The organism is Leeuwenhoekiella sp. ZYFB001 (assembly GCF_011784865.1).
Classification (GTDB): Bacteria; Bacteroidota; Bacteroidia; order Flavobacteriales; family Flavobacteriaceae; genus Leeuwenhoekiella; species Leeuwenhoekiella palythoae.
The window spans coordinates 825,412-844,721 of the sequence record NZ_CP050460.1; the positions used below are offsets into that span (position 1 = coordinate 825,412).

The 19,310-nt window shown below is 41.7% G+C and carries 13 protein-coding genes; 5 read left to right on the forward strand and 8 right to left on the reverse strand.

Going from position 1 to position 19,310, the window contains the following annotated elements; genetic code table 11:
* The first annotated feature begins 11 nt into the window (after positions 1-11).
* The 4 genes from HCN54_RS03485 (at position 12) to HCN54_RS03500 (ending at position 8,083) form a co-directional block, all read left to right on the forward strand.
* Positions 12-1,031, forward strand: a complete 1,020-nt coding sequence (locus HCN54_RS03485; protein ID WP_167596550.1) for a threonine aldolase family protein — start codon at positions 12-14, stop codon at positions 1,029-1,031.
* A gap of 222 nt (positions 1,032-1,253) precedes the next feature.
* The gene (locus tag HCN54_RS03490; protein WP_167596551.1) at positions 1,254-4,610 is read left to right on the forward strand and encodes a DUF2126 domain-containing protein; all 3,357 of its coding nucleotides are present in this window, start codon (positions 1,254-1,256) and stop codon (positions 4,608-4,610) included.
* Positions 4,611-4,628: 18 nt separating this feature from the next.
* On the forward strand, positions 4,629-7,193 hold the full coding sequence (locus HCN54_RS03495; protein ID WP_167596552.1) for a circularly permuted type 2 ATP-grasp protein: 2,565 nt from the start codon (positions 4,629-4,631) through the stop codon (positions 7,191-7,193).
* The gene (locus HCN54_RS03500) at positions 7,193-8,083 is read left to right on the forward strand and encodes a transglutaminase N-terminal domain-containing protein (protein WP_167596553.1); all 891 of its coding nucleotides are present in this window, start codon (positions 7,193-7,195) and stop codon (positions 8,081-8,083) included. Before HCN54_RS03495 ends, HCN54_RS03500 begins: the two co-directional genes overlap by 1 nt.
* Here the strand turns inward: HCN54_RS03500 and HCN54_RS03505 are convergent.
* The 6 genes from HCN54_RS03505 to HCN54_RS03530 form a co-directional block, all read right to left on the reverse strand.
* The gene (locus tag HCN54_RS03505) at positions 8,080-8,538 is read right to left on the reverse strand and encodes a GNAT family N-acetyltransferase (protein ID WP_072984775.1); all 459 of its coding nucleotides are present in this window, start codon (positions 8,536-8,538) and stop codon (positions 8,080-8,082) included. The two genes, HCN54_RS03500 and HCN54_RS03505, sit on opposite strands and share 4 nt — an antisense overlap.
* A 317-nt stretch (positions 8,539-8,855) precedes the next feature.
* The gene (locus HCN54_RS03510; RefSeq protein ID WP_167596554.1) at positions 8,856-9,728 is read right to left on the reverse strand and encodes an alpha/beta hydrolase; all 873 of its coding nucleotides are present in this window, start codon (positions 9,726-9,728) and stop codon (positions 8,856-8,858) included.
* A gap of 204 nt (positions 9,729-9,932) precedes the next feature.
* Positions 9,933-10,151 carry a hypothetical protein gene (locus HCN54_RS03515; RefSeq protein ID WP_072984779.1) on the reverse strand — a complete coding sequence of 73 codons (219 nt, stop codon included), beginning with the start codon at positions 10,149-10,151 and terminating at the stop codon, positions 9,933-9,935.
* A gap of 174 nt (positions 10,152-10,325) precedes the next feature.
* Entirely contained in the window at positions 10,326-10,703 is a 378-nt protein-coding gene (locus HCN54_RS03520) for a PH domain-containing protein (protein ID WP_072984781.1), read from the reverse strand.
* A 135-nt stretch (positions 10,704-10,838) separates the two neighbouring features.
* Positions 10,839-12,149 carry a xylose isomerase gene (gene xylA / locus HCN54_RS03525; RefSeq protein WP_205881697.1) on the reverse strand — a complete coding sequence of 437 codons (1,311 nt, stop codon included), beginning with the start codon at positions 12,147-12,149 and terminating at the stop codon, positions 10,839-10,841.
* Positions 12,149-13,639, reverse strand: a complete 1,491-nt coding sequence (locus HCN54_RS03530) for a xylulokinase (protein WP_167596555.1) — start codon at positions 13,637-13,639, stop codon at positions 12,149-12,151. Before HCN54_RS03530 ends, xylA begins: the two co-directional genes overlap by 1 nt.
* Before the next feature lie 137 nt (positions 13,640-13,776).
* Between HCN54_RS03530 and HCN54_RS03535 the strand changes: the two genes are divergently transcribed.
* Positions 13,777-14,472 (forward strand): NUDIX hydrolase, encoded by a 696-nt coding sequence (locus HCN54_RS03535; protein WP_167596556.1) that lies wholly within the window; start codon positions 13,777-13,779, stop codon positions 14,470-14,472.
* Between the two features lie 55 nt (positions 14,473-14,527).
* Here HCN54_RS03535 and HCN54_RS03540 read toward each other — a convergent pair whose 3' ends face one another.
* Both HCN54_RS03540 and HCN54_RS03545 read right to left on the reverse strand, forming a co-directional pair.
* Positions 14,528-16,054, reverse strand: coding sequence for a TolC family protein (locus tag HCN54_RS03540; protein WP_167596557.1), 1,527 nt, complete (start codon positions 16,052-16,054; stop codon positions 14,528-14,530).
* 15 nt (positions 16,055-16,069) lie between these two features.
* Positions 16,070-19,255: an efflux RND transporter permease subunit gene (locus HCN54_RS03545; RefSeq protein ID WP_167596558.1), complete on the reverse strand. Its 3,186-nt coding sequence runs from the start codon at positions 19,253-19,255 to the stop codon at positions 16,070-16,072.
* Positions 19,256-19,310 lie beyond the last annotated feature (55 nt).

Genomic DNA, 19,310 nt, shown 5'->3' on the forward strand with positions numbered 1-19,310 from the left:
TATAATATAGAATGAAAATAGACCTGCGTAGCGATACGATCACAAAACCCACTCCGGGAATGTTAGATGCAATGATGCACGCTGAAGTAGGAGATGATGTATATAAAGAAGATCCCAGCGTTAATAAACTAGAAGCGCATATTGCCGAATTATTTGGGATGGACTCGGCGCTGTATTTCCCAACCGGTTCAATGACCAATCAGGCAGCTATAAAAATCCATACCCAACCCGGCGAGCAACTCATCGCAGATAAATATGCGCACGTGTACAATTATGAAGGAGGTGGAGTTTCGTTCAATAGCGGCGTTTCGTGTAAGCTCGTTGATGGGCATCGCGGGATGATCACGGCAGATCAGGTGGAGGAACATATCAATCCGCCAGATTTTTATCACAGTCCGTTGACGTCTCTGGTGTGCCTTGAAAATACCACCAATAAAGGAGGCGGAGCCTGTTATGATTTTAGAGAAATACTAAAAATCAGAAAGATCTGTGACGATCACGGTTTAGGTTTTCATCTTGACGGAGCACGACTATGGAACGCGCTCGTAGTAACCGATGAATCTCCTAAAGATTATGGGGCTGCGTTTGATACAATTTCGGTGTGTTTGTCTAAAGGCTTAGGCGCGCCAATGGGTTCTGTGCTCGTGGGTAAACAAAAATTTATGGATAAAGCGATGCGCGTACGCAAAGTTTTAGGAGGCGGTATGCGTCAGGTAGGTTTTGCTGCGGCGGCTGGGCTGTACGGTATTGAGCATCATTGGCAGCGTATGGCAGATGATCACAAACGCGCTCAAGAACTTTCAATTGCTTTAAATCAGCATCCTGAAGTAGCACACGTAGAGCCGGTAGAAACCAATATTTTGATCTTTAACCTGCGCGCAGATGCAGATGAATTACAGTTTATAGAACGCCTCAAAGCCGAAGATATTCACATCAGCGCCTTAGGAAAAGGTAAACTTCGTATCGTAACACATTACGATTATACCGAAGCGATGCATCAGCATTTCTTGGCATTTTTAAAACAAGAATAAACCACACTTTTTGGTTTTTGATATTCTGATTTTTAGAATAAATGCTGGTAATTGATTAATGATATAAGTCTGATGCAGGCTTAAATTATTAATTACTCAAAAATAGGTCGTAAAGAATTAGTTTTTTAAGCTTCCTGCTTAATTTACTGTGTGGTATGCTATCTTAGTATATAGTTAACCCGCGGGCGCTTTGTGCGTTATTCAATATAAAACCAGTTCTTTATGGCCTTAAAAGTTGCGATCTCTCATAAGACGAAATACAAATATGATAAACGTATTTCGCTTTCGCCACATATTTTTAGACTGCGCCCTGCGCCCCATAGCAGAACTCCCATTGAGGCCTATTCACTTAAAATAAAGCCGGAAAATCACTTTTTTAACTGGCAGCAAGATCCCTTTGGAAATTACCTGGCGCGTGTGGTTTTTCCTGAAAAAACAGATGAACTTTCTATAGATGTTGAAATCATAGCCGACCTTAAAACGATCAATCCGTTTGATTTTTTTGTGGAAGATTCGGTGGAAGAATTTCCGTTTAAATACAAAGATTCGCTAAAAAAAGAATTACTTCCGTATTTAGAAATAACAGACGACGGACCGCTACTGAAGAAGTTTCTAAAAACTATTGATGTTTCAGAGCAGCTCACGATTTACTTTTTAATCGGTCTCAATCGCCACATTAATGAGTACCTCAATTATACCGTGCGTATGGAACCCGGCGTACAATCTTGTGAAGAAACACTCGAGAAAAAATTAGGTTCTTGTCGGGATTTTGCCTGGTTACTCGTGCAAAGTTTACGGCATTTAGGATTGGCAGCACGATTTGTTTCGGGCTATTTGGTACAGTTAAAATCTGATGAAAAATCGTTAGATGGTCCTTCCGGTCCAGAAGAAGATTTTACTGATTTGCACGCCTGGGCAGAAGTATATATTCCGGGAGCCGGCTGGATTGGTTTGGATTCCACTTCGGGTTTATTGGCTGGGGAAGGACATATTCCGTTAGCGTGTACGCCTTCTTTTGAGAGCGCTGCGCCCGTGGTTGGCTTTTCTGATCCTGCCGAAACGGAGTTTGAATTTGATAATTCCGTTACTCGAATATTTGAATCTCCACGAGTCACCAAGCCCTATACAGAAGCGCAATGGAACGCAATTTATGAGTTAGGCTTTGAGGTAGAAAAGGAATTGCAAGCAGGCGATGTGCGTCTTACGATGGGAGGGGAGCCCACTTTTGTTTCTATAGATGATATGGAATCTGAGCAGTGGAATACCGCCGCAGACGGTCCAGAAAAGCGTAAACTTTCTGAAGGACTTTCTAAACGTTTGCTGCATAAATTTGGTCAAGGCGGAATGTTTCACCACGCGCAGGGAAAATGGTATCCGGGCGAACCTATTCCACGCTGGTCAATAGGTTTACATTGGCGTAAAGACGGTATTCCTATTTGGAAAGATGAGTCACTTATGGCATCTTTTAATGAGGAATATGATTTGCCGGAAGGAATTACCAAGACTTTTTTACAAGAATTAGCGCTCAACCTCGGGATCCGTTTAGAATACATCACACCGGCGTACGAAGACGTGTTTTATTTTATGTGGGAAGAAGGAAGGCTGCCTGTAGATGTTGATCCGTTGAAAGGCGATGATGTTGCGACTTCGGTGCGTAATCGTCTCAATAAAGTTTTAGAGCAAGGATTGGATAAAAAGATTGGCCACGTAATGCCTCTGGCCAATATTCAAGGAAAATGGGTTACGAGTCCGTGGCGTTTCCGAAGAAATCATCTTTTCCTCATTCCTGGGAATTCTCCGGTAGGTTTACGATTACCGCTTAATTCGCTTATTGAAGAACCCGATGTGCCTACACAACCCATTGCAGATCCTGATCTTTTTGACAAGCGAAAGCCTTTTGGGCCGTACGGTGAAGCCTTAGAAAAACGTAAAGCCGCCGAAAAGCCTAAAATGAAAAATGGCAAGGTTGATTATAATGCAGATAAGCAAGAAAAGAATCCGTTTGCACGCACTGCGATTTGTGCTGAGGTACGGGATAAAAAGCTTTATTTATTTCTTCCGCCTTTAGACAATGCGGAAACGTTTATTGACTTAATGGCTTCGGTGGAAGCTGCTGCAAAAAAGCTAAGCGTGCCTGTATTGATCGAAGGTTATGAACCGCCACGAGATAACCGTCTTGAGGTATTGAAAGTTACGCCAGATCCCGGAGTTATTGAAGTGAATGTTCACCCGGCGAAGAATTGGGACGAACTTACTAAAAATACACTCACGCTGTATGAAGAGGCTAAAAAGAGCCGCTTGGGCACCGAAAAATTTATGCTCGACGGAAAACACACAGGCACCGGTGGAGGTAACCACGTGACTTTAGGCGGTGTCACTCCGGCTGACAGTCCGTTGTTGCGACGACCTGATTTATTGCGCAGTTTGCTTACATTCTGGCAGCATCATCCGGGACTTTCCTATTTATTTTCAGGCGGATTTATAGGTTCTACGAGTCAGGCTCCCCGTGTAGATGAAGGCCGCCAGGAAAATTTATACGAACTGGAAATCGCATTCAATCAAATTCCGGAGGATGAAGATGTACCGTTTTGGTTGACCGATCGATTATTCAGGCATTTGCTTACTGATATCACCGGAAATACGCATCGTGCAGAGTTTTGTATCGATAAATTATATTCGCCAGATTCGTCTTCCGGCAGGTTAGGAATTCTTGAATTACGGGCGTTTGATATGCCGCCACACGCCCAAATGAGTTTAATGCAAATGCTGCTCGTACGCACACTGGTCAGCTGGTTTTGGAACGAACCGTACAAGCACAAACTCACCCGTTGGGGCACACAATTGCACGATAAATTCCTGATGGAACATTATGTGCGAGATGATATTAAAGATATTGTCGAGCAGCTTAACGCAGCAGGATATCCTTTCAAATTAGATTGGTTTGATCCGTTTTTTGAATTCCGTTTTCCATTGTACGGTTTGGTTGATATTAAAGATATGAAGGTCGAATTGCGTGCCGCGATAGAACCGTGGAATGTACTGGGAGAAGAAATGACCGGTGGTGGGACTTCGCGTTATGTTGATTCGTCTTTAGAACGCGTGCAGATCAAAGTCTCAAACTTCAACGACGAGCGTTATGTGTTGACCTGCAACGGCGTGAAAGTACAACTGAGCAACACCGGTGTTAAAGGAGAATATGTTGCCGGCGTGCGCTATAAAGCTTGGCAACCGTGGTCAGCTTTGCACCCAACAATTCCGGTAGATACGCCTCTGGTTTTTGACATTGTTGATTTATGGAATCAGCGCTCCATAGGCGGCTGTACATATTTTGTGTCGCATCCGGGAGGGCGCAATTATGAGACGTACCCGATTAACAGTTTAGAAGCTGAATCTAGAAGAATTAATCGTTTCTGGGATATTGGTCATACGCAAGGAACTTTAGTATATACCGAAAAAGAACCCGATACCAAGCTGGCAGGCCGAACTTTAAAATCAACTTCTTCAGATAAAACCTTTAATTTTAAGGAAATTCCGGTGAATCCAGAATTCCCACATTTGCTAGATTTGCGAAAGAAATAATTATTTACAACCCTGAATATGACCGTGGCTACTAATGCTTGGTTTACCAAGTATTTTACAGATTATACCTACGATGAGATGTTTACCCCAGATCTCAGCGTTAAGGAAGATTGGCAGGAGCTTTTAGAGAACTTTAAGCGTATAGGGATTGACGGCTTGACACAACGTCAAAACGATATCAACTGGCTGCTGGAAGAAAACGGGGTGACTTATAATGTGTATAATGATCCCAATGGGTTAAACCGCCCTTGGAATCTCAATGTAGTTCCTTTAATTCTTCAGGCTAAGGAATGGCAGAAAATTGAAAAAGGCCTCAAACAACGGGCGCACTTGTTAGACTTAGTGCTAAAAGATGTTTATGGAGAGCGCAAGTTGATCAAAGAAGGTATTGTCCCGCACGAAGTGATCTACGGGCATCGCGGGTTTTTAAGGCAATGTGATAAAATTCAGTATAAGATTGATAAGCATTTATTGCTGTATGCTGCAGATCTCGCCCGCGGAACTGATGGTAGAATGTGGGTAGTGAACGACCGCTCTCAGGCGCCCTCAGGAATGGGATATGCTCTCGAGAACCGCTCAACGGCAAACCGGGTACTTTCTAATATTTTTGCTGAGATGAACATCAAGCGACTTTCAGAATTCTTCAAAGAATTCAACGAGTTATTGCTTGAAGCTTCTCCTGATAAAGTCGAAAACCCCAATATTGTTATTCTCACTCCGGGCTCGCATAACGAGACCTATTTTGAACACGCCTATTTAGCGTCCTTTTTAGGTTATCCGTTAGTTCAGGGAAATGACTTGGTGGTGCGTGATGGATTTCTCTTTATGAAATCACTCAAGGGGTTGAAAAAAGTACACGTGGTCTTACGGCGCGTTGACGATGTGTTTACAGACCCGTTGGAGTTGCGTGAAGATTCTCACTTGGGGGTCGCCGGCTTACTTGATGTGGTACGCAGACAGAATGTGGCGGTGGTAAATCCTATTGGGAGCGGCGTATTAGAAAATCCGGGTCTTATTCCTTTTATGCCGGCAATTTGTAAATATTTTTTAAAGGAAGAATTACAGCTTCCGCAAATTGCGAGTTGGTGGTGTGGGCAAGAAAAAGAGAAAGATTATGTGCTGAAGAATTTAGCAAATCTGGTGATTAAGCCGATTGATCGTACCAATCGCGAACATATACATTTTGGTTCTCAAATGACCGAAGAAGAGCTGGCAACACTTCGGAAAGAAATTTTAAAAAAGCCTTATCATTTTGTGGCGCAGGAACGTATTAGTTTTTCAACAGCACCTAATTATTCAAAAGGAACTTTTGAACCGCGTAATATGGTTGCGCGTACATTTACTATTGCCGGTAAAAACGGTTACAATGTGATGCCCGGCGGACTCGTGCGTGTGGCTCCCGAACGTGGTAAATTGAGAGTTTCTAACCAACGTGGAGGGACTAGCAAGGATTTTTGGATCATCGGCGATCTTAAAAGTGAAGAAACCGCAAATTACAGCTGGAATCGTAAATCGGCTGTATCGGCGAGTGGTCTTGATGACCTCCCCAGTTTAACTGCGGAAAATTTATATTGGGCAGGACGTTATGTGGGGCGCACTTTAGTCAACGCCCGTTTTCTAAGAATGGTGCTCAAGCAAATGAACACGCCCGAAATATCTTCAAATCAGCAAACCTGCTCGGTAAAGATGAATATTCTCTATAAAGCAGTGACGCAGATGACCGGCACGTATCCCGGCTTTATGGAGAAAAACAAAGAGGGTGTTTACGCGATAGATAATCCGTTGAAAGAAATGATGGCCGTAGTGCTCGACCGAAATAAAATAGGAAGTCTGGCCAATTCGATGATGATGTTCAGCAACAGCTATTATTCGATCAGAAATCTGTGGAGCAGCGATATGTGGCGGGTTTTTGAGAATATTCAAAAGTTGTGGCGCAATCTTGAAAATGAGAAAGAGATCACCGTCAATAAAATGATCAAAACCTTAAATCAATTGATCACACGCTTGATCGCTTTTATGGGCCTCATTGAAGAAAGCATTATGGTCGAACAAGGCTTATTGCTTTATTTTATAGGCCTTCAGTTAGAACAGAGTATGCTTACGATTACAAAATGCCGCTCGCTTGTGGTGATCAAACAATCTGGGCAAACCGAATATGAAGTGCTAGAATCCTTGTTGAGCAGTCACGAAAGCTTAAATATTTACCGCTACAGTTACAGATCGTATATACGCGTAGAACCGGTGATTAGTCTTTTGCTTATGGATTTAAAATATCCACGATCGTTGACCTTTCAGCTTGGACGGTTACAAAAAGATATTTCGCGTTTACCGCATTCGCAAAAGTCTGACGCGCTTATGCACTATGAAAAATATGTATTTGAAGCCTTTTCTAAACTGCGCTTGGCAAACTCAGATCAGCTGGCAACAGTAAAGGACAACGACGGAAATATTCGAAAGGATTTGGATAAACTTTTAGAAGAATTGAGCGATTTATTATTTGCCACTTCTCAGGCAATTTCTAACACCTACTTTAATCATACATATAAGCAGAGTCAGCTTGTAGATCAAAACTTTCCGCTCTAATGTTGTATTCCGTTACGCATACCACAAAATATGATTATGATGCGCCTGTGAGCTACTGTCATAATATCGCAGTATTAAAGCCAAGGCGTTCGCTAGGGCAGGAGTTGCTAGAATATAAAATGAGCATAGCGCCGGAAGCCGATGAGGTTTCTGAACGTGTAGATTTCTTCGGAAATTTCATCACGCGCTTTTCGATTCAGAAAGAGCACAAACAGCTCAAAGTAACTACTAAAAGTAAACTGCGAAGAGAGTATGAGCAGTACAAAACCGAATTTAGATCTGACCGTTGTACTAAAGTAAGCCTCGAGCAGGCTAAGGAAAATTTATTGAAAACAGATCTTGAAATTCTTGATGCAAAACAGTTTGTTTTAGATTCTATTTTTATCAATAAAACTGGTGAAGCCGTTGAAAAATATGCCCGCGAAAGCTTTAAACCCAACCGTTCTGTTTTTGAAGCTGCAGAAGAATTAATGCAGCGCATTTATAAAGATTTTAAGTTCGTATCTGGCTTTACCAGTGTGTCAACGCCTATAGACGTGGTGATACAAGAACGCAAAGGCGTTTGTCAGGATTTTGCTCAAATCGCGATCGCTTGCATCCGAGCAATTGGCTTACCTGCGCGATACATAAGCGGGTATATTGAAACGCTTCCGCCTCCCGGTCAGGAAAAGCTAATAGGAGCAGACGCCTCTCACGCGTGGTTTTCTATTTTTATTCCGGGTTTTGGATGGGTAGATTTTGATCCTACCAATAATCAAATCCCCGGCGACCAGCATCTGGTCGTAGGTTGGGGAAGAGATTATTATGATGTACCTCCTTTAAAAGGAGTGGTTTATGGTAGTGGAAAAAGCAGACTGAGTGTTGAGGTTGATATCGCTCGTGTGGTTTAACTCGCTGCTAGATACTTTAAGAAACACATACTGCCGCCAACACCGCTGTATTGCCCGTAATTAGGGATTACATCGTACTGGCGCTTTTTGTATAAAGCAATTGCAGGTGGCTGAAAAATTCCGGTTTCAAGCACGCATTTATTGTATCCTATTTCTATAGCCCAGTTCTCTAAAGCCTCAAGAATGGCGCTGGCATATCCGCGTTTGCGGTACAATGGCTTGGTATACATGCGTTTGATCTCAACGCTTCTGGGACCATATTCTCTAAATGCGCCACAAGCAACAGGAATTCCGCTGTCATACGCGACTATTACATTCTTAATTCGGTCTAAAGCATTAAACTGATTGTAAAATGCGTGATCATCACCATCAGTGACTTTGAGGGTTTGATCCAGTTCTTTTACCATTTTCAAAAAATCAGGATTTTTTGAATCGGTACGTACAAGATTTAACATAGTATTGTTTTTCGGGTGGTTGAATTCGAAAGATACATTTCTCTTGTTCCAAAAAAAAGATTTCAAATAAGAATTTCTTAAACGCTTTTCAACATAAAAGCAAAATCTGGTTTTTTGTACAAATGTATAAGCAAACGCATCGTTTGCAGATTTATGAATTTTGGAAATGGAAGCAATTTATGGACGCTGCCGAAGGGTTGAATACTCAGTCCCGTTAGCTATCGGGATGCCTTAAAATTGAAAATTTGTTTCCAAGTAAATTAGACTTGCCCTAACATAGTTTACTTGGAAGAAAAGCAAACACAGCCTGCTCCATCTCACTCACTCACTTCGAGGTAAATATTGATAAAGTTTTCCAATTTAGATTGAAGGTCTAATTGATCTTCGTTGCTCCAGTTCCCGTGGCCTCCGTTATAAATAGTTAGGCTATTGACTACGCTGAATTCCTCTAAGCGTTCTTGCATAAAAGTCGCGTTGGTTACTGGTACTAAAGGATCATCGTTGCCATAAAACATTAGCGTAGGGCTGGTAGCTGTACTTACCTGATATGCCGGACTCACCGCTTGTGTCAACGTATCTGCTTCGGGATATGCGTTTGCATCAATGAGTTGCGGGATGGCGACGCTATATTCAGGATTATTTTGATAGAATTCATCGTCAAGGTTTGTGGGACCTACAATACTGCAAACACCTTTGACCTGATCATTTTCATCATAAACCGAATCATAATACAGTGCGAGATGTGCTCCTGCACTCATCCCAATTAAGATGAATTCTGCACGTACTTGAAGGGTTTCTACGTTTTCTGAAATTTCGGTCAGCGCGAGACCAATTTCTTCAAATTGTTGTGGAAAGGCCGTAGTCTCCGGCGGATTTGCCAAAGTATAATTTATATTAAGAATAGCATGCTCAGGAAAATTCTCTTGTAAGAAAGGAATATACGCTTGCATATCTCTTTTGTCACCGTCAATCCAGCCACCTCCGTGAATCAGCACAAGCACTTTGGTTTTATTGCGGCTACGTGCTTCAGGAAGATACAGGTCATAGATTTGCTGATTTCCCGGCCCATAAGAAGAGTTGGACAACGTTTGGGCTGGCAGATCAGTGGCTACATCAATGGTAGCCGGCACTTCCTCATTAGTACAGGACCATAAGATGCAGGCAAGAACTATAAGCAAAGCATTTTTCATAATAGGGCAAGGGTTTAAAAGTATAACGTGAAAACAAGTAATTAGTATAAAAAAAGCCTGCTAAAAAGCAGGCTAAGATATACAGTGATTTGGGTTCATTGGCACCGCCAAAGGGTTTTATACTCAATCCCGATAGTTATCGGGATGCCACGAAATTAAAAATTTGTTCGCAATGAAAGCCGAGTGAGCTTGCCCCGAGGTAGTTTACTTGATTGGTTTATATTCTCCAACCGAAAGCCCTAAGCAATTCAGTTCATTTTTAATGCGTTCATAAACGCTGGGTTTTGCATAATCAACAGCGATAATGTTTTTTTTGAGGTTGATCTCTAAAACGCGAACCTCCATAATTCGGTTTAAACAGCGGCTGATCGCATCTTGCGAACCGGTGAAGTTCTTTTCGGAAATTTGAAGCGTAGCTTTCATAAATTCTTAGATAATTGGCGGTTAGACTGAAGCGGTCTTATAAAATTACAACAGGTTTGTTTAAGTAGTGTTAATAAAACGTTGCAAAAACAGTGATTTACAAGGTTTTAGTGTTAAAATTTTAAGCTAAACCGGTTTAGCCGAAAAGCACATTTTACAAGTGTTTTGCTTACACTAGAGCACTTTTGCCGCTAAATAGCGTTGAATTGCATAAACATCTATTTGTTTGGTGAACTTTTTGCTTACACTAGGCACATTTTCACTGCTGATCCAGATTTTTAATTCGGCATCTAAATCAAAAGTCCCTGCTGTTTCTAATGAAAAGCGTGAAATATTTTTATACGGTAAGCTTTTGTATTCCACTTTGCTACCGGTGACACCCTGCACATCAATAAGAATTAAACGCTTTGTAGTAAATATAAAAACGTCTCTCAGCAGTTTAAAGCCAAGCTCAACCTGTTCACTATCGGTAAGTAAGCGTTCATATTTAGTACTTAATTCTTCCGCTGGGATCTCACTGGCGTTCCCTAATATTCTTCCTAATAAACTCATAGCACTAATTTTTGATCTAAAGGTTATAAAAGAAAGTTTTAAGAACTGTGAGCGTCGTGCCAATTAACAGCGATTTAATAGTAGTAAATAAAAAAAGCCTCCGGATGGAGGCTTTTCAATTCTAGAGGTAGATCCCTAAAATGCATTAGCAATAAGCTGCTCGAACAACTCTTGCTTTCCGCTGTATGGTTTTGGTTCTCCGGTTTGGTGTCCCAAGGTACTGAGCGCTTCTAGCGATAAAGCGCCAGATTCAAATTTTGCACCATTCCCCTGATCAAAAGAAGCATAGCGGTTTTTGCGGAGTTCTTTATAAGAAGTATGCTGAAGCACGTGATCTGCAGCGATCAGTCCGCGGGCAAAAGTATCCATGCCGGCGATATGGGCGATAAATTTATCTTCAAGATCAGTAGAATTACGGCGCACTTTAGCGTCAAAGTTGATGCCGCCGCCTTGAATTCCACCACCTTCAAGAATAACCAACATTGCTTGAGTCGCTTCATACACATCAATAGGAAACTGATCTGTATCCCAACCGTTTTGGTAGTCGCCGCGATTGGCATCAATACTGCCTAACATTCCAGCGTCAACAGCTACTTGCAATTCGTGCTCAAATGTATGACTTGCCAAGGTTGCGTGATTCACTTCAAGATTCAGTTTAAAATCATCTTGTAGTCCGTATTTATTAATGAAGCCTAAACTCGTTGCGGCATCAAAATCATATTGATGCTTGGTAGGTTCCATAGGTTTAGGTTCGATTAAAAAGTTTCCTTGAAACCCTTGTTTACGCGCATAATCACGGGCAATGGTAAGAAACTGCGCCAGATGATCCTGCTCGCGTTTCATATCGGTGTTGAGCAAGCTCATATAGCCTTCACGACCACCCCAAAACACATAATTCTCACCACCCAACGCAAGAGTTGCGTCAATGGCAATTTTAAGCTGCGCACCGGCATAGGCCACCACATCAAAATTAGGATTGGTTGCAGCACCATTCATATAACGCGGATTACTAAAGAGGTTTGATGTTCCCCAAAGCAGTTTAATACCGCTTTCTTGCTGTTTGGTTTTTGCATAGTCTACAACCGCAGCAATGCGTTTTTCAAACTCCCCAAGACTAGGAGCTTCATCTACAAGATCTACATCGTGAAAGCAGTAGTACGGCAGACCTAGCTTGGTCATAAATTCAAAAGCGGCATCCATTTTATCCTTAGCACGTATTACAGGATCGGGGTTGGCATCCCAGGCAAAATTTTCGGTGGGAGCGCCAAAAGGATCTCCACCTTTATTGTTAAGCGTGTGCCAGTAGGCCATCGCAAAACGCATATGCTCTTTTAGTGTTTTTCCTGCGACTACTTTGTTTTCATCGTAGTATTTAAAGGCAAGTGGATTGTCGCTTTCTTTTCCTTCAAATTTGATTGGGTCTATGTTTTTAAAATAGGTACTCATTATGCTATTATTTGAATATTATTTTTCCAGGTTTGATATAAATCGGTGTACTGTTGTTTTAATTCGGGTTGAGGTTCCTGAGTGCTTAATAACTCTAGTCCGTGAGCGGCTTCGTCCAGACTGGTATAAAATCCATAGCCGTGGGCTGCTCCTCGCGCAGCACCTTCAGCGCCATTGGTTTTGTACAGCGCTAAGGTAGTTTGCGTGGTATTTACAAAAATGTCTCTGAATACCGGACTCAGGAATAAATTGGCTTTTGTTGCCTTTACGGAATGTCCCCCTGCGCCAATATGCTGCATTACCTCAAAGCCGTAGTTCATCGCATAAACAATTCCTTCACAAGCCGCACGAACCATATGGGTGGCTCCGTGCCTGTTGAAATCTAAATTCTGTAATCCGCTAAAGGATTTCTTATTATTAAAAATGCGTTCCACTCCATTGCCAAAAGGGTAAAAGTTAAGTCCGGCACTACCCGGACCAGCCTGCGCTGCTTGCGCATTAAGGAAATCGTAGGACAACAACTCATCTTTTCCGGTGGAAAGTATTTTACGCAACCACTGATACAAGATCCCTGAACCATTAATACAGAGTAATACGCCGTTGCGTTTTTGAGTTTCAGTATTATTCACGTGCAAAAAGGTGTTGATGCGATTTTCGGTATCAAAAGCATCTTGATCGGTCACCGAATAGATTACTGCGGAAGTTCCGGCAGTAGTGGCGATTTCTCCGGGTTGATTTACGTTAAGTGCGAGCGCATTATTAGGTTGATCTCCTGCGCGATAAGTGATTTCTACGTCTTTAGAAAGGCCCAAATACTCAGCGATTTGAGGAGCAATAGTCGCCTGATGACTAAAATTAGCTACGACCTCAGGAATCACCGCACGCGAAAGATCTAAAGCAGCGAGGACCTCTTGGGCTAAGGCATTCTTTTTAAAATTCCAAAGCGCTGCTTCAGAAAGCCCCGATTTGCTGGTTTGTGCTACGCCCGAAAATTTAGCGGCCAGATAATCTCCCGGAAGCATCATATGTGCGACCTGATCAAAAAGCTCTGGTTCGTGTTGCTGCACCCACTTTAACTTTGATGCGGTAAAATTCCCCGGACTTTGCAAAACCCGGTCTTGAAAAAATGCTGCTCCTTTCTCCTGATAGTATTTTTCGCCAATAGGCGCAGCACGGCTATCACACCAGATGATAGAAGGCCGCAATACATTAAGATCTTTGTCGGTAAGTACCAGACCGTGCATCTGATACGAAATCCCAATGGCTTTAATTACGCTAATGTCAACACCTTGATGTTTTAATTTTTTTATTCCCGTACAGGTGTACTCCCACCAAAGCTGCGGATCTTGCTCAGCCCAGCCGCTTTGAGGCGCTTTGATGATCATCTCGTGATCAGGAACCGTGCAACTGCCTATTGATTTGCCGGTGTTGGCATCAAGTACGGCAAGCTTGATTGAAGAACTTCCCAGATCGATTCCTAAAAAATACATATGCGTTTAAATTAAATCTCTTATTTTAGTCCAGAAGACAACTTATGGTTTTTATGACTACAAGTATACTTATAAAATATGGAATCTCATAACCGCTCTAAAAAATTTATCGATATTAGCGATTGATAACCAGAATTATGGCAAAACAATACGAAACGACCATTTTAGACAGTATAACCATTGATTGTGTCATATTTGGGTTCAATCAAGGGGCTTTAGAAGTGCTTTTAGTCAAGCACGCTGATGGTATTAGTAAAGATAAATGGGGGTTGCCCGGAGGATGGATTTTTACTGATGAAAGCACAGATGCTGCTGCTAACCGATTGCTGCTCGAACTTACCGGAATTAAAGATGTTTATCTCGAGCAGTTGCGCGCTTTTAGTGAACCTGATCGTTTTCCGGTGTCGCGGGTGATTACAGTGGGATATTACGCGTTAATAAAAAAGCAAGACTGGACGGGCTTAAAACCTGGAGCTACCGCTTCTGAAGTAGCGTGGTTTAAGGTTTCTGAAGTGGAAACGCTAATTTATGACCACCTTCATATTTTAGAAGTTGGCTTGCGCAGATTGCGCCGGAGAATTAAACAAGAGCCTATTGGATTCAATTTATTACCCGAAAAATTTACGTTGCTTCAGTTGATGCATTTGTACGAAGAGATTCTAGGTTATGAAATGGACAAGCCCAACTTCAGAAGAAAAATTCTTAGAATGAATTTACTAACGGCGCTAGATGAAAAGCAGAAAGACGTTTCCCATCGGGCCGCTACACTTTATAAATTCAATCCTGAAACCTATCAAAAGTTGTTAGAAAAGGGATTTAATTTTGAGTTTTAAACTAAAAAAAAGCCGCAATCACAAGATTGCGGCTTTGCTTTTTGTAAACTTCAGTTTATTGCCATCCACCACCAAGACTGCGGTAGAGTTCAATGTTTGCAATTAAGATCTGCTTTTTAGTATTGATTTCATTCAATTCACTTTCTAAGGCATCGCTCTGTGCGGTGATCACCTCGAGGTAATTGGCAAATCCACCTCTAAATAACAAAGCAGCATCTTTAAGACCTTTTTGCGTAACCTCGATACGCTCTTGTGCGATCTTATATTCCTGAGTCAGTTTATTGATTCGGGTAAGCGAATTAGATACATCTTCAACCGCACCAATTAAATTATCCTTAAACTCCAATTGTGCAATCTCACGTTCTGTGAGTGCGACACGATAATTGGTTTTCAGTTTACGGTTATTGAAAATCGGCTGAAAAATAGAACCGTTGAGCAATGCAAAAGCTGAACTTACCGGATCGAAAAAATTCTCCAATTCAAACGAATTTAAACCCAATCCCGCACCAATACTTAGCGACGGATATTTTAAAGCTTCGGCTACGCCCGTGCGAGCATTTTGAGCGATAAGTTCGTATTCCGCCATCGCCACATCGGGACGGTTTTTAACCAATTCGATAGGAACACCGGTTTTATATTTTTCCTGAAATTGAATATCATCAAAATTGGCAGTAAGCTCAATGGCACGAGGCGATCTTCCTAAAAGACGGTTCAACTTATTTTCCTGAACGGTATATTGACGCTCCAATTGCGGAATTAAGGATTGAGCTTTTAACTGCTGCGACTTGGTTTGTTGCAGTGCTAGCGAAGTAGTCTCGCCCGCATCGTATTGCAGCTTTACAATATTATAGGTACTATCATTAAGTGCGTAGTTCTTTTCGGCAACTTCAACCTGAGACTTCAGCATTATTAAATTATAATAGGTCGAAGCAACTTCGGCGATCAATTCGGTTTGTACTGCTTTTTTAAATTCTTGGCTCTTCATAAAATCGGCACGAGCCGCTTCTTTTTGCCATCTCAGTTTTCCCCAAATGTCAATTTCCCAATCAGCTTGCAGCGCAGAAGTATACTCTAATCTTTCGGTATACAAACTGGTAGGCGGCGTTTCACCGTGGTTACGTCTGGCGCGGTTAGAACCGTAATTATTGTAGTTCTCAGAATAATATTCTCTTCTAAACCCCGCCGGAGTCGCGTTTACTGAAGGCAAAAAGTTTGCTTTAGATTGGGCTAAATATTCCATCCCAATATCCATATTGCGCATTGCTTTTTGCAAGTCGATATTGTTTACCAAAGCGGTATCTATAAGAGCAATCAAGATGCTGTCCTCTATAAACTCTCTCCACGGAATATGCGACATCATCAGGCTATCGCGAGTGATCGCAGCTTCGGCCAGAGAATCATTCAATACAGAATCTTTCACATAAAACTCTTCAGAAACATCATCAAATTGAGGACGCTCGTATTGTTGACCTACTTTACAACTTCCGAGGATCAGTAAGATCAACAAGATGCAACTCGCACTCAGATAGCGGTTTATATTCGGTTTTCTTTTTATCGTATGTATATCAATTATCTTTTTCATTGTGGTTAGGTTAGGTTATTCTTCAATTTCTTTATCTCCGTAGCGCTCTAAGTTATACTTATCGTGCAACATCTGGAAGATGTAAGCCATTACAGGAATCACAAAAATTCCTAAAACAATACCACCTACCATTCCGCCGGCAGTACCTATACTTACAGAGTGGTTTCCTTGCGCCGAAGAACCTTCAGCAAACATAAGCGGAACAAGCCCCACGGTAAATGCCAGCGACGTCATAATAATAGGTCTGATACGCAGCGCACTCGCTTCGAGCACCGCATCAAAAGCTGAAAGGCCGGCACGTCTTTTTTGCGCAACGAATTCTACAATTAGAATCGCATTCTTTGCCAAAAGACCAATTAACATAATAATACCTATTTGTACGTAAATATTATTGTCTAGTCCGGCTAAATTGATCGCAGCAAATACACCAAAAATCCCAACAGGAAGCGATAGCATTACCGCTAGCGGAAGTAAGAAACTCTCGTATTGTGAAGCCAAAATAAAGTAAACGAGAAGAATAATGATGATGAATACAATGATGGTATCGCCACCTGAATTTTTCTCCTCCAAACTCATACTGGTCCACTCATAACTTAAACTCGCAGGCAGTTTTTCGCTGGTTAATTCTTCAATCTTTTTCATTACGTCACCAGTACTGTATCCTTTTGCCGGAGTCACGTTAATTTTTGCTGCGTTATACAGGTTATAACGGTTCACCACCTCAGGACCATAAGCCTGCTCCAGACGTACAATAGTGTTAACAGGGACCATTTCACCTTTGTCATTCTTCACAAAAATACTGTTGAAGGATTCTGGTGATTCTCTATATGGAATATCGGCCTGCATATACACACCGTACTGACGGCTGAAGCGGTTAAAATCCCCCGGTTGTACACGACCAAAATAGGACTGTACCGTAAACATCATATCCTTTACACTTACGCCTAAAGCCTTAGCTTTTTCATAGTCGATCTTAAGACGATATTGTGGGAAGTTAGGATTAAAAGAGGTAAATGCGTTATCCACTTCTTTCTGATTGCTCAGGGTGTTGATGAACTCATTTACGATCTGCCCAAACTCTCCCAAGTCACCATCAGCACGGTCTTGCAGCATAAACTGAACCCCGTCAAAGTTACCAAAACCTTGAATGGTAGGTCTTGGATACATATTAAAGTCGGTTTCAGGAATTTGATTTAATTCCGATAGTAAGTGTTTAATTACCTCTTGAATCTCTTGAATTTCGCCACGATCTGCAGCGTGTTTCAATTGCACATATCCTAAACCTGAAGACGGACTATTTGCATTATCTACAACATTAAAACCAGATACGGTATTTACGCCTTTTACAGCGGGATCACGTTGCAAGATAGAATCTGCTTTTCTCAAGGCAGCATTAGTTCTGTGAAGTGAAGAACCCTCAGGCATTTTCATCGAGAAAATCAAGAAGTTATCATCTTCAGTAGGAATAAATGCACTTGGTGTAATTCTAGAAAGCAACACCGTAGCAACGATGATCAAGACTAACGATCCTACACCAATCCATTTATGATTTAAGAACCAGCGTACCACGTTAAGATATTTGCCGGTGAATTTGTCAAAACCACTGTCAAACTTACGCAGTCCTTTACGCTTCGCTACTTTAGCTTTACGTACTTGGCGCAGTTCAGAAACGGTTTTGGCCATTCCGCGTTTTTTCTTGGTACGCTTTTTCTTTCCGAAGAAAATTTTAGTCAGTACCGGCGTTAGCGTCAATGCATTAATTGCAGAGATCAGTACGGCAAAAATGATGGTGTACGCAAACTCTTGATAAAATACTCCCACAGGACCACTCAAGAACGCAACCGGTAAAAATACCGCAGCAATAACCACTGTAATAGAAATAATTGCGCCTGTAATTTCATCCATAGCGGCAGAAACTGCTTTTCGGGCAGAAAGGCCGTGATGCGTCATTTTCTCGTGAATTGCTTCCATCACTACAATTGCGTCATCTACCACAATACCAATGGCAAGTACCAGCGATAACATACTGAGTACGTTCATCGAGGCGCCAATTATATTTAGGAAGAAAAACGTACCTAAAAGGGAAACCGGAATTGAAATAGCTGTAATAATGGTTGCACGGAAGTCCTGCAGGAATATAAATACTACAATAAATACCAGAATAAAAGCCTCTACAAGGGTGTGCATCACCTGACTCATAGACTCATCGATCTGGTCTCGTACACTGTAGGTAATCTCATAATCGATACCTTCAGGGAATAATTTTTTCTGTTCTTCGAGTATTTCTCTAATGCGCTCATCAATGGTTTTTGCGTTTGCACCATTCATTTGCACAATATCAATAGTTACCGAAGGTTTACCGTCAAGACGGTTTTCACTGGTGTAGTTAGAAGCACCAAACTCAATACGGGCGACATCTTTAAGACGTAATTGAGCACCATCTTCATTAGTTTTAATGACGAGGTTTTCATATTCTTCGATCTCGCTGAAACGCCCGTCGTACTTCATTACAATTTCAAAAAGCTCATCAGAATTTTCACCGAATTTACCCGGTGCTGCTTCAAAGTTTTGATCTTTTACCTGATTGTAAACCTCTCTTGGGGTGAGGTTATAAGAAGCCATTTTTTGCGGATTCAACCAAATACGCATCGCATAATCTCGCTGACGTAAGATGGATGCTTCGGCTAAACCTTCTACACGTTTAAGTTCACGTCGAATATTGATCCGGGTGTACGCGTTAAGAAAGGTTTCGTCATAAGTAGAATCACGACTAAAAATATTAATGGTCATAATACTACCTTTCATCCTTTTGGTCACTGAAATACCGGCCTCCGTAACTTCCGGCGGTATTTTTTCAGTAATTACAGAAATTCGGTTTTGGATATCTACGGCTGCCTGATCGGGATTGGTTCCCGGTTTAAAGTAAATGGTAACTCGACCACGACCGGAGTTGGTCGCTGTAGAGTTAGCGTAGGTCATATTTTCGGTACCGTTCAACGCTTCTTCAATAGGTAACAAAACTGATTTTGCTACGGTCTCGGCATTACCACCAGGGTAATATACTGCGACACTCACACTAGGCGGTGCAATTTCAGGGAAACGTTCTACGGGTAGGGAAGTGATACTAGCGGCTCCCGCAAGTACCAATACTATCGTGATCACCAGCGTAAACACCGGCTTTTTTATAATCTTTTTAAACATAGGTTAGTTGTTTCGGTATTAGACTTAATACGAAATAAGAACTCTTAATATGGGT

Bases quoted from the DNA above. Each gene is read 5' to 3' on its own strand.
- HCN54_RS03490 (WP_167596551.1), top strand. From the start codon at position 1,254: ATGGCCTTAAAAGTTGCGATCTCTCATAAGACGAAATACAAATATGAT.
- xylA (WP_205881697.1), bottom strand. From the start codon at position 12,149: ATGAGTACCTATTTTAAAAACATAGACCCAATCAAATTTGAAGGAAAA.
- HCN54_RS03500 (WP_167596553.1), top strand. From the start codon at position 7,193: ATGTTGTATTCCGTTACGCATACCACAAAATATGATTATGATGCGCCT.
- HCN54_RS03535 (WP_167596556.1), top strand. From the start codon at position 13,777: ATGGCAAAACAATACGAAACGACCATTTTAGACAGTATAACCATTGAT.
- HCN54_RS03510 (WP_167596554.1), bottom strand. From the start codon at position 9,728: ATGAAAAATGCTTTGCTTATAGTTCTTGCCTGCATCTTATGGTCCTGT.
- HCN54_RS03515 (WP_072984779.1), bottom strand. From the start codon at position 10,151: ATGAAAGCTACGCTTCAAATTTCCGAAAAGAACTTCACCGGTTCGCAA.
- HCN54_RS03485 (WP_167596550.1), top strand. From the start codon at position 12: ATGAAAATAGACCTGCGTAGCGATACGATCACAAAACCCACTCCGGGA.
- HCN54_RS03505 (WP_072984775.1), bottom strand. From the start codon at position 8,538: ATGTTAAATCTTGTACGTACCGATTCAAAAAATCCTGATTTTTTGAAA.
- HCN54_RS03520 (WP_072984781.1), bottom strand. From the start codon at position 10,703: ATGAGTTTATTAGGAAGAATATTAGGGAACGCCAGTGAGATCCCAGCG.
- HCN54_RS03545 (WP_167596558.1), bottom strand. From the start codon at position 19,255: ATGTTTAAAAAGATTATAAAAAAGCCGGTGTTTACGCTGGTGATCACG.
- HCN54_RS03530 (WP_167596555.1), bottom strand. From the start codon at position 13,639: ATGTATTTTTTAGGAATCGATCTGGGAAGTTCTTCAATCAAGCTTGCC.
- HCN54_RS03540 (WP_167596557.1), bottom strand. From the start codon at position 16,054: ATGAAAAAGATAATTGATATACATACGATAAAAAGAAAACCGAATATA.
- HCN54_RS03495 (WP_167596552.1), top strand. From the start codon at position 4,629: ATGACCGTGGCTACTAATGCTTGGTTTACCAAGTATTTTACAGATTAT.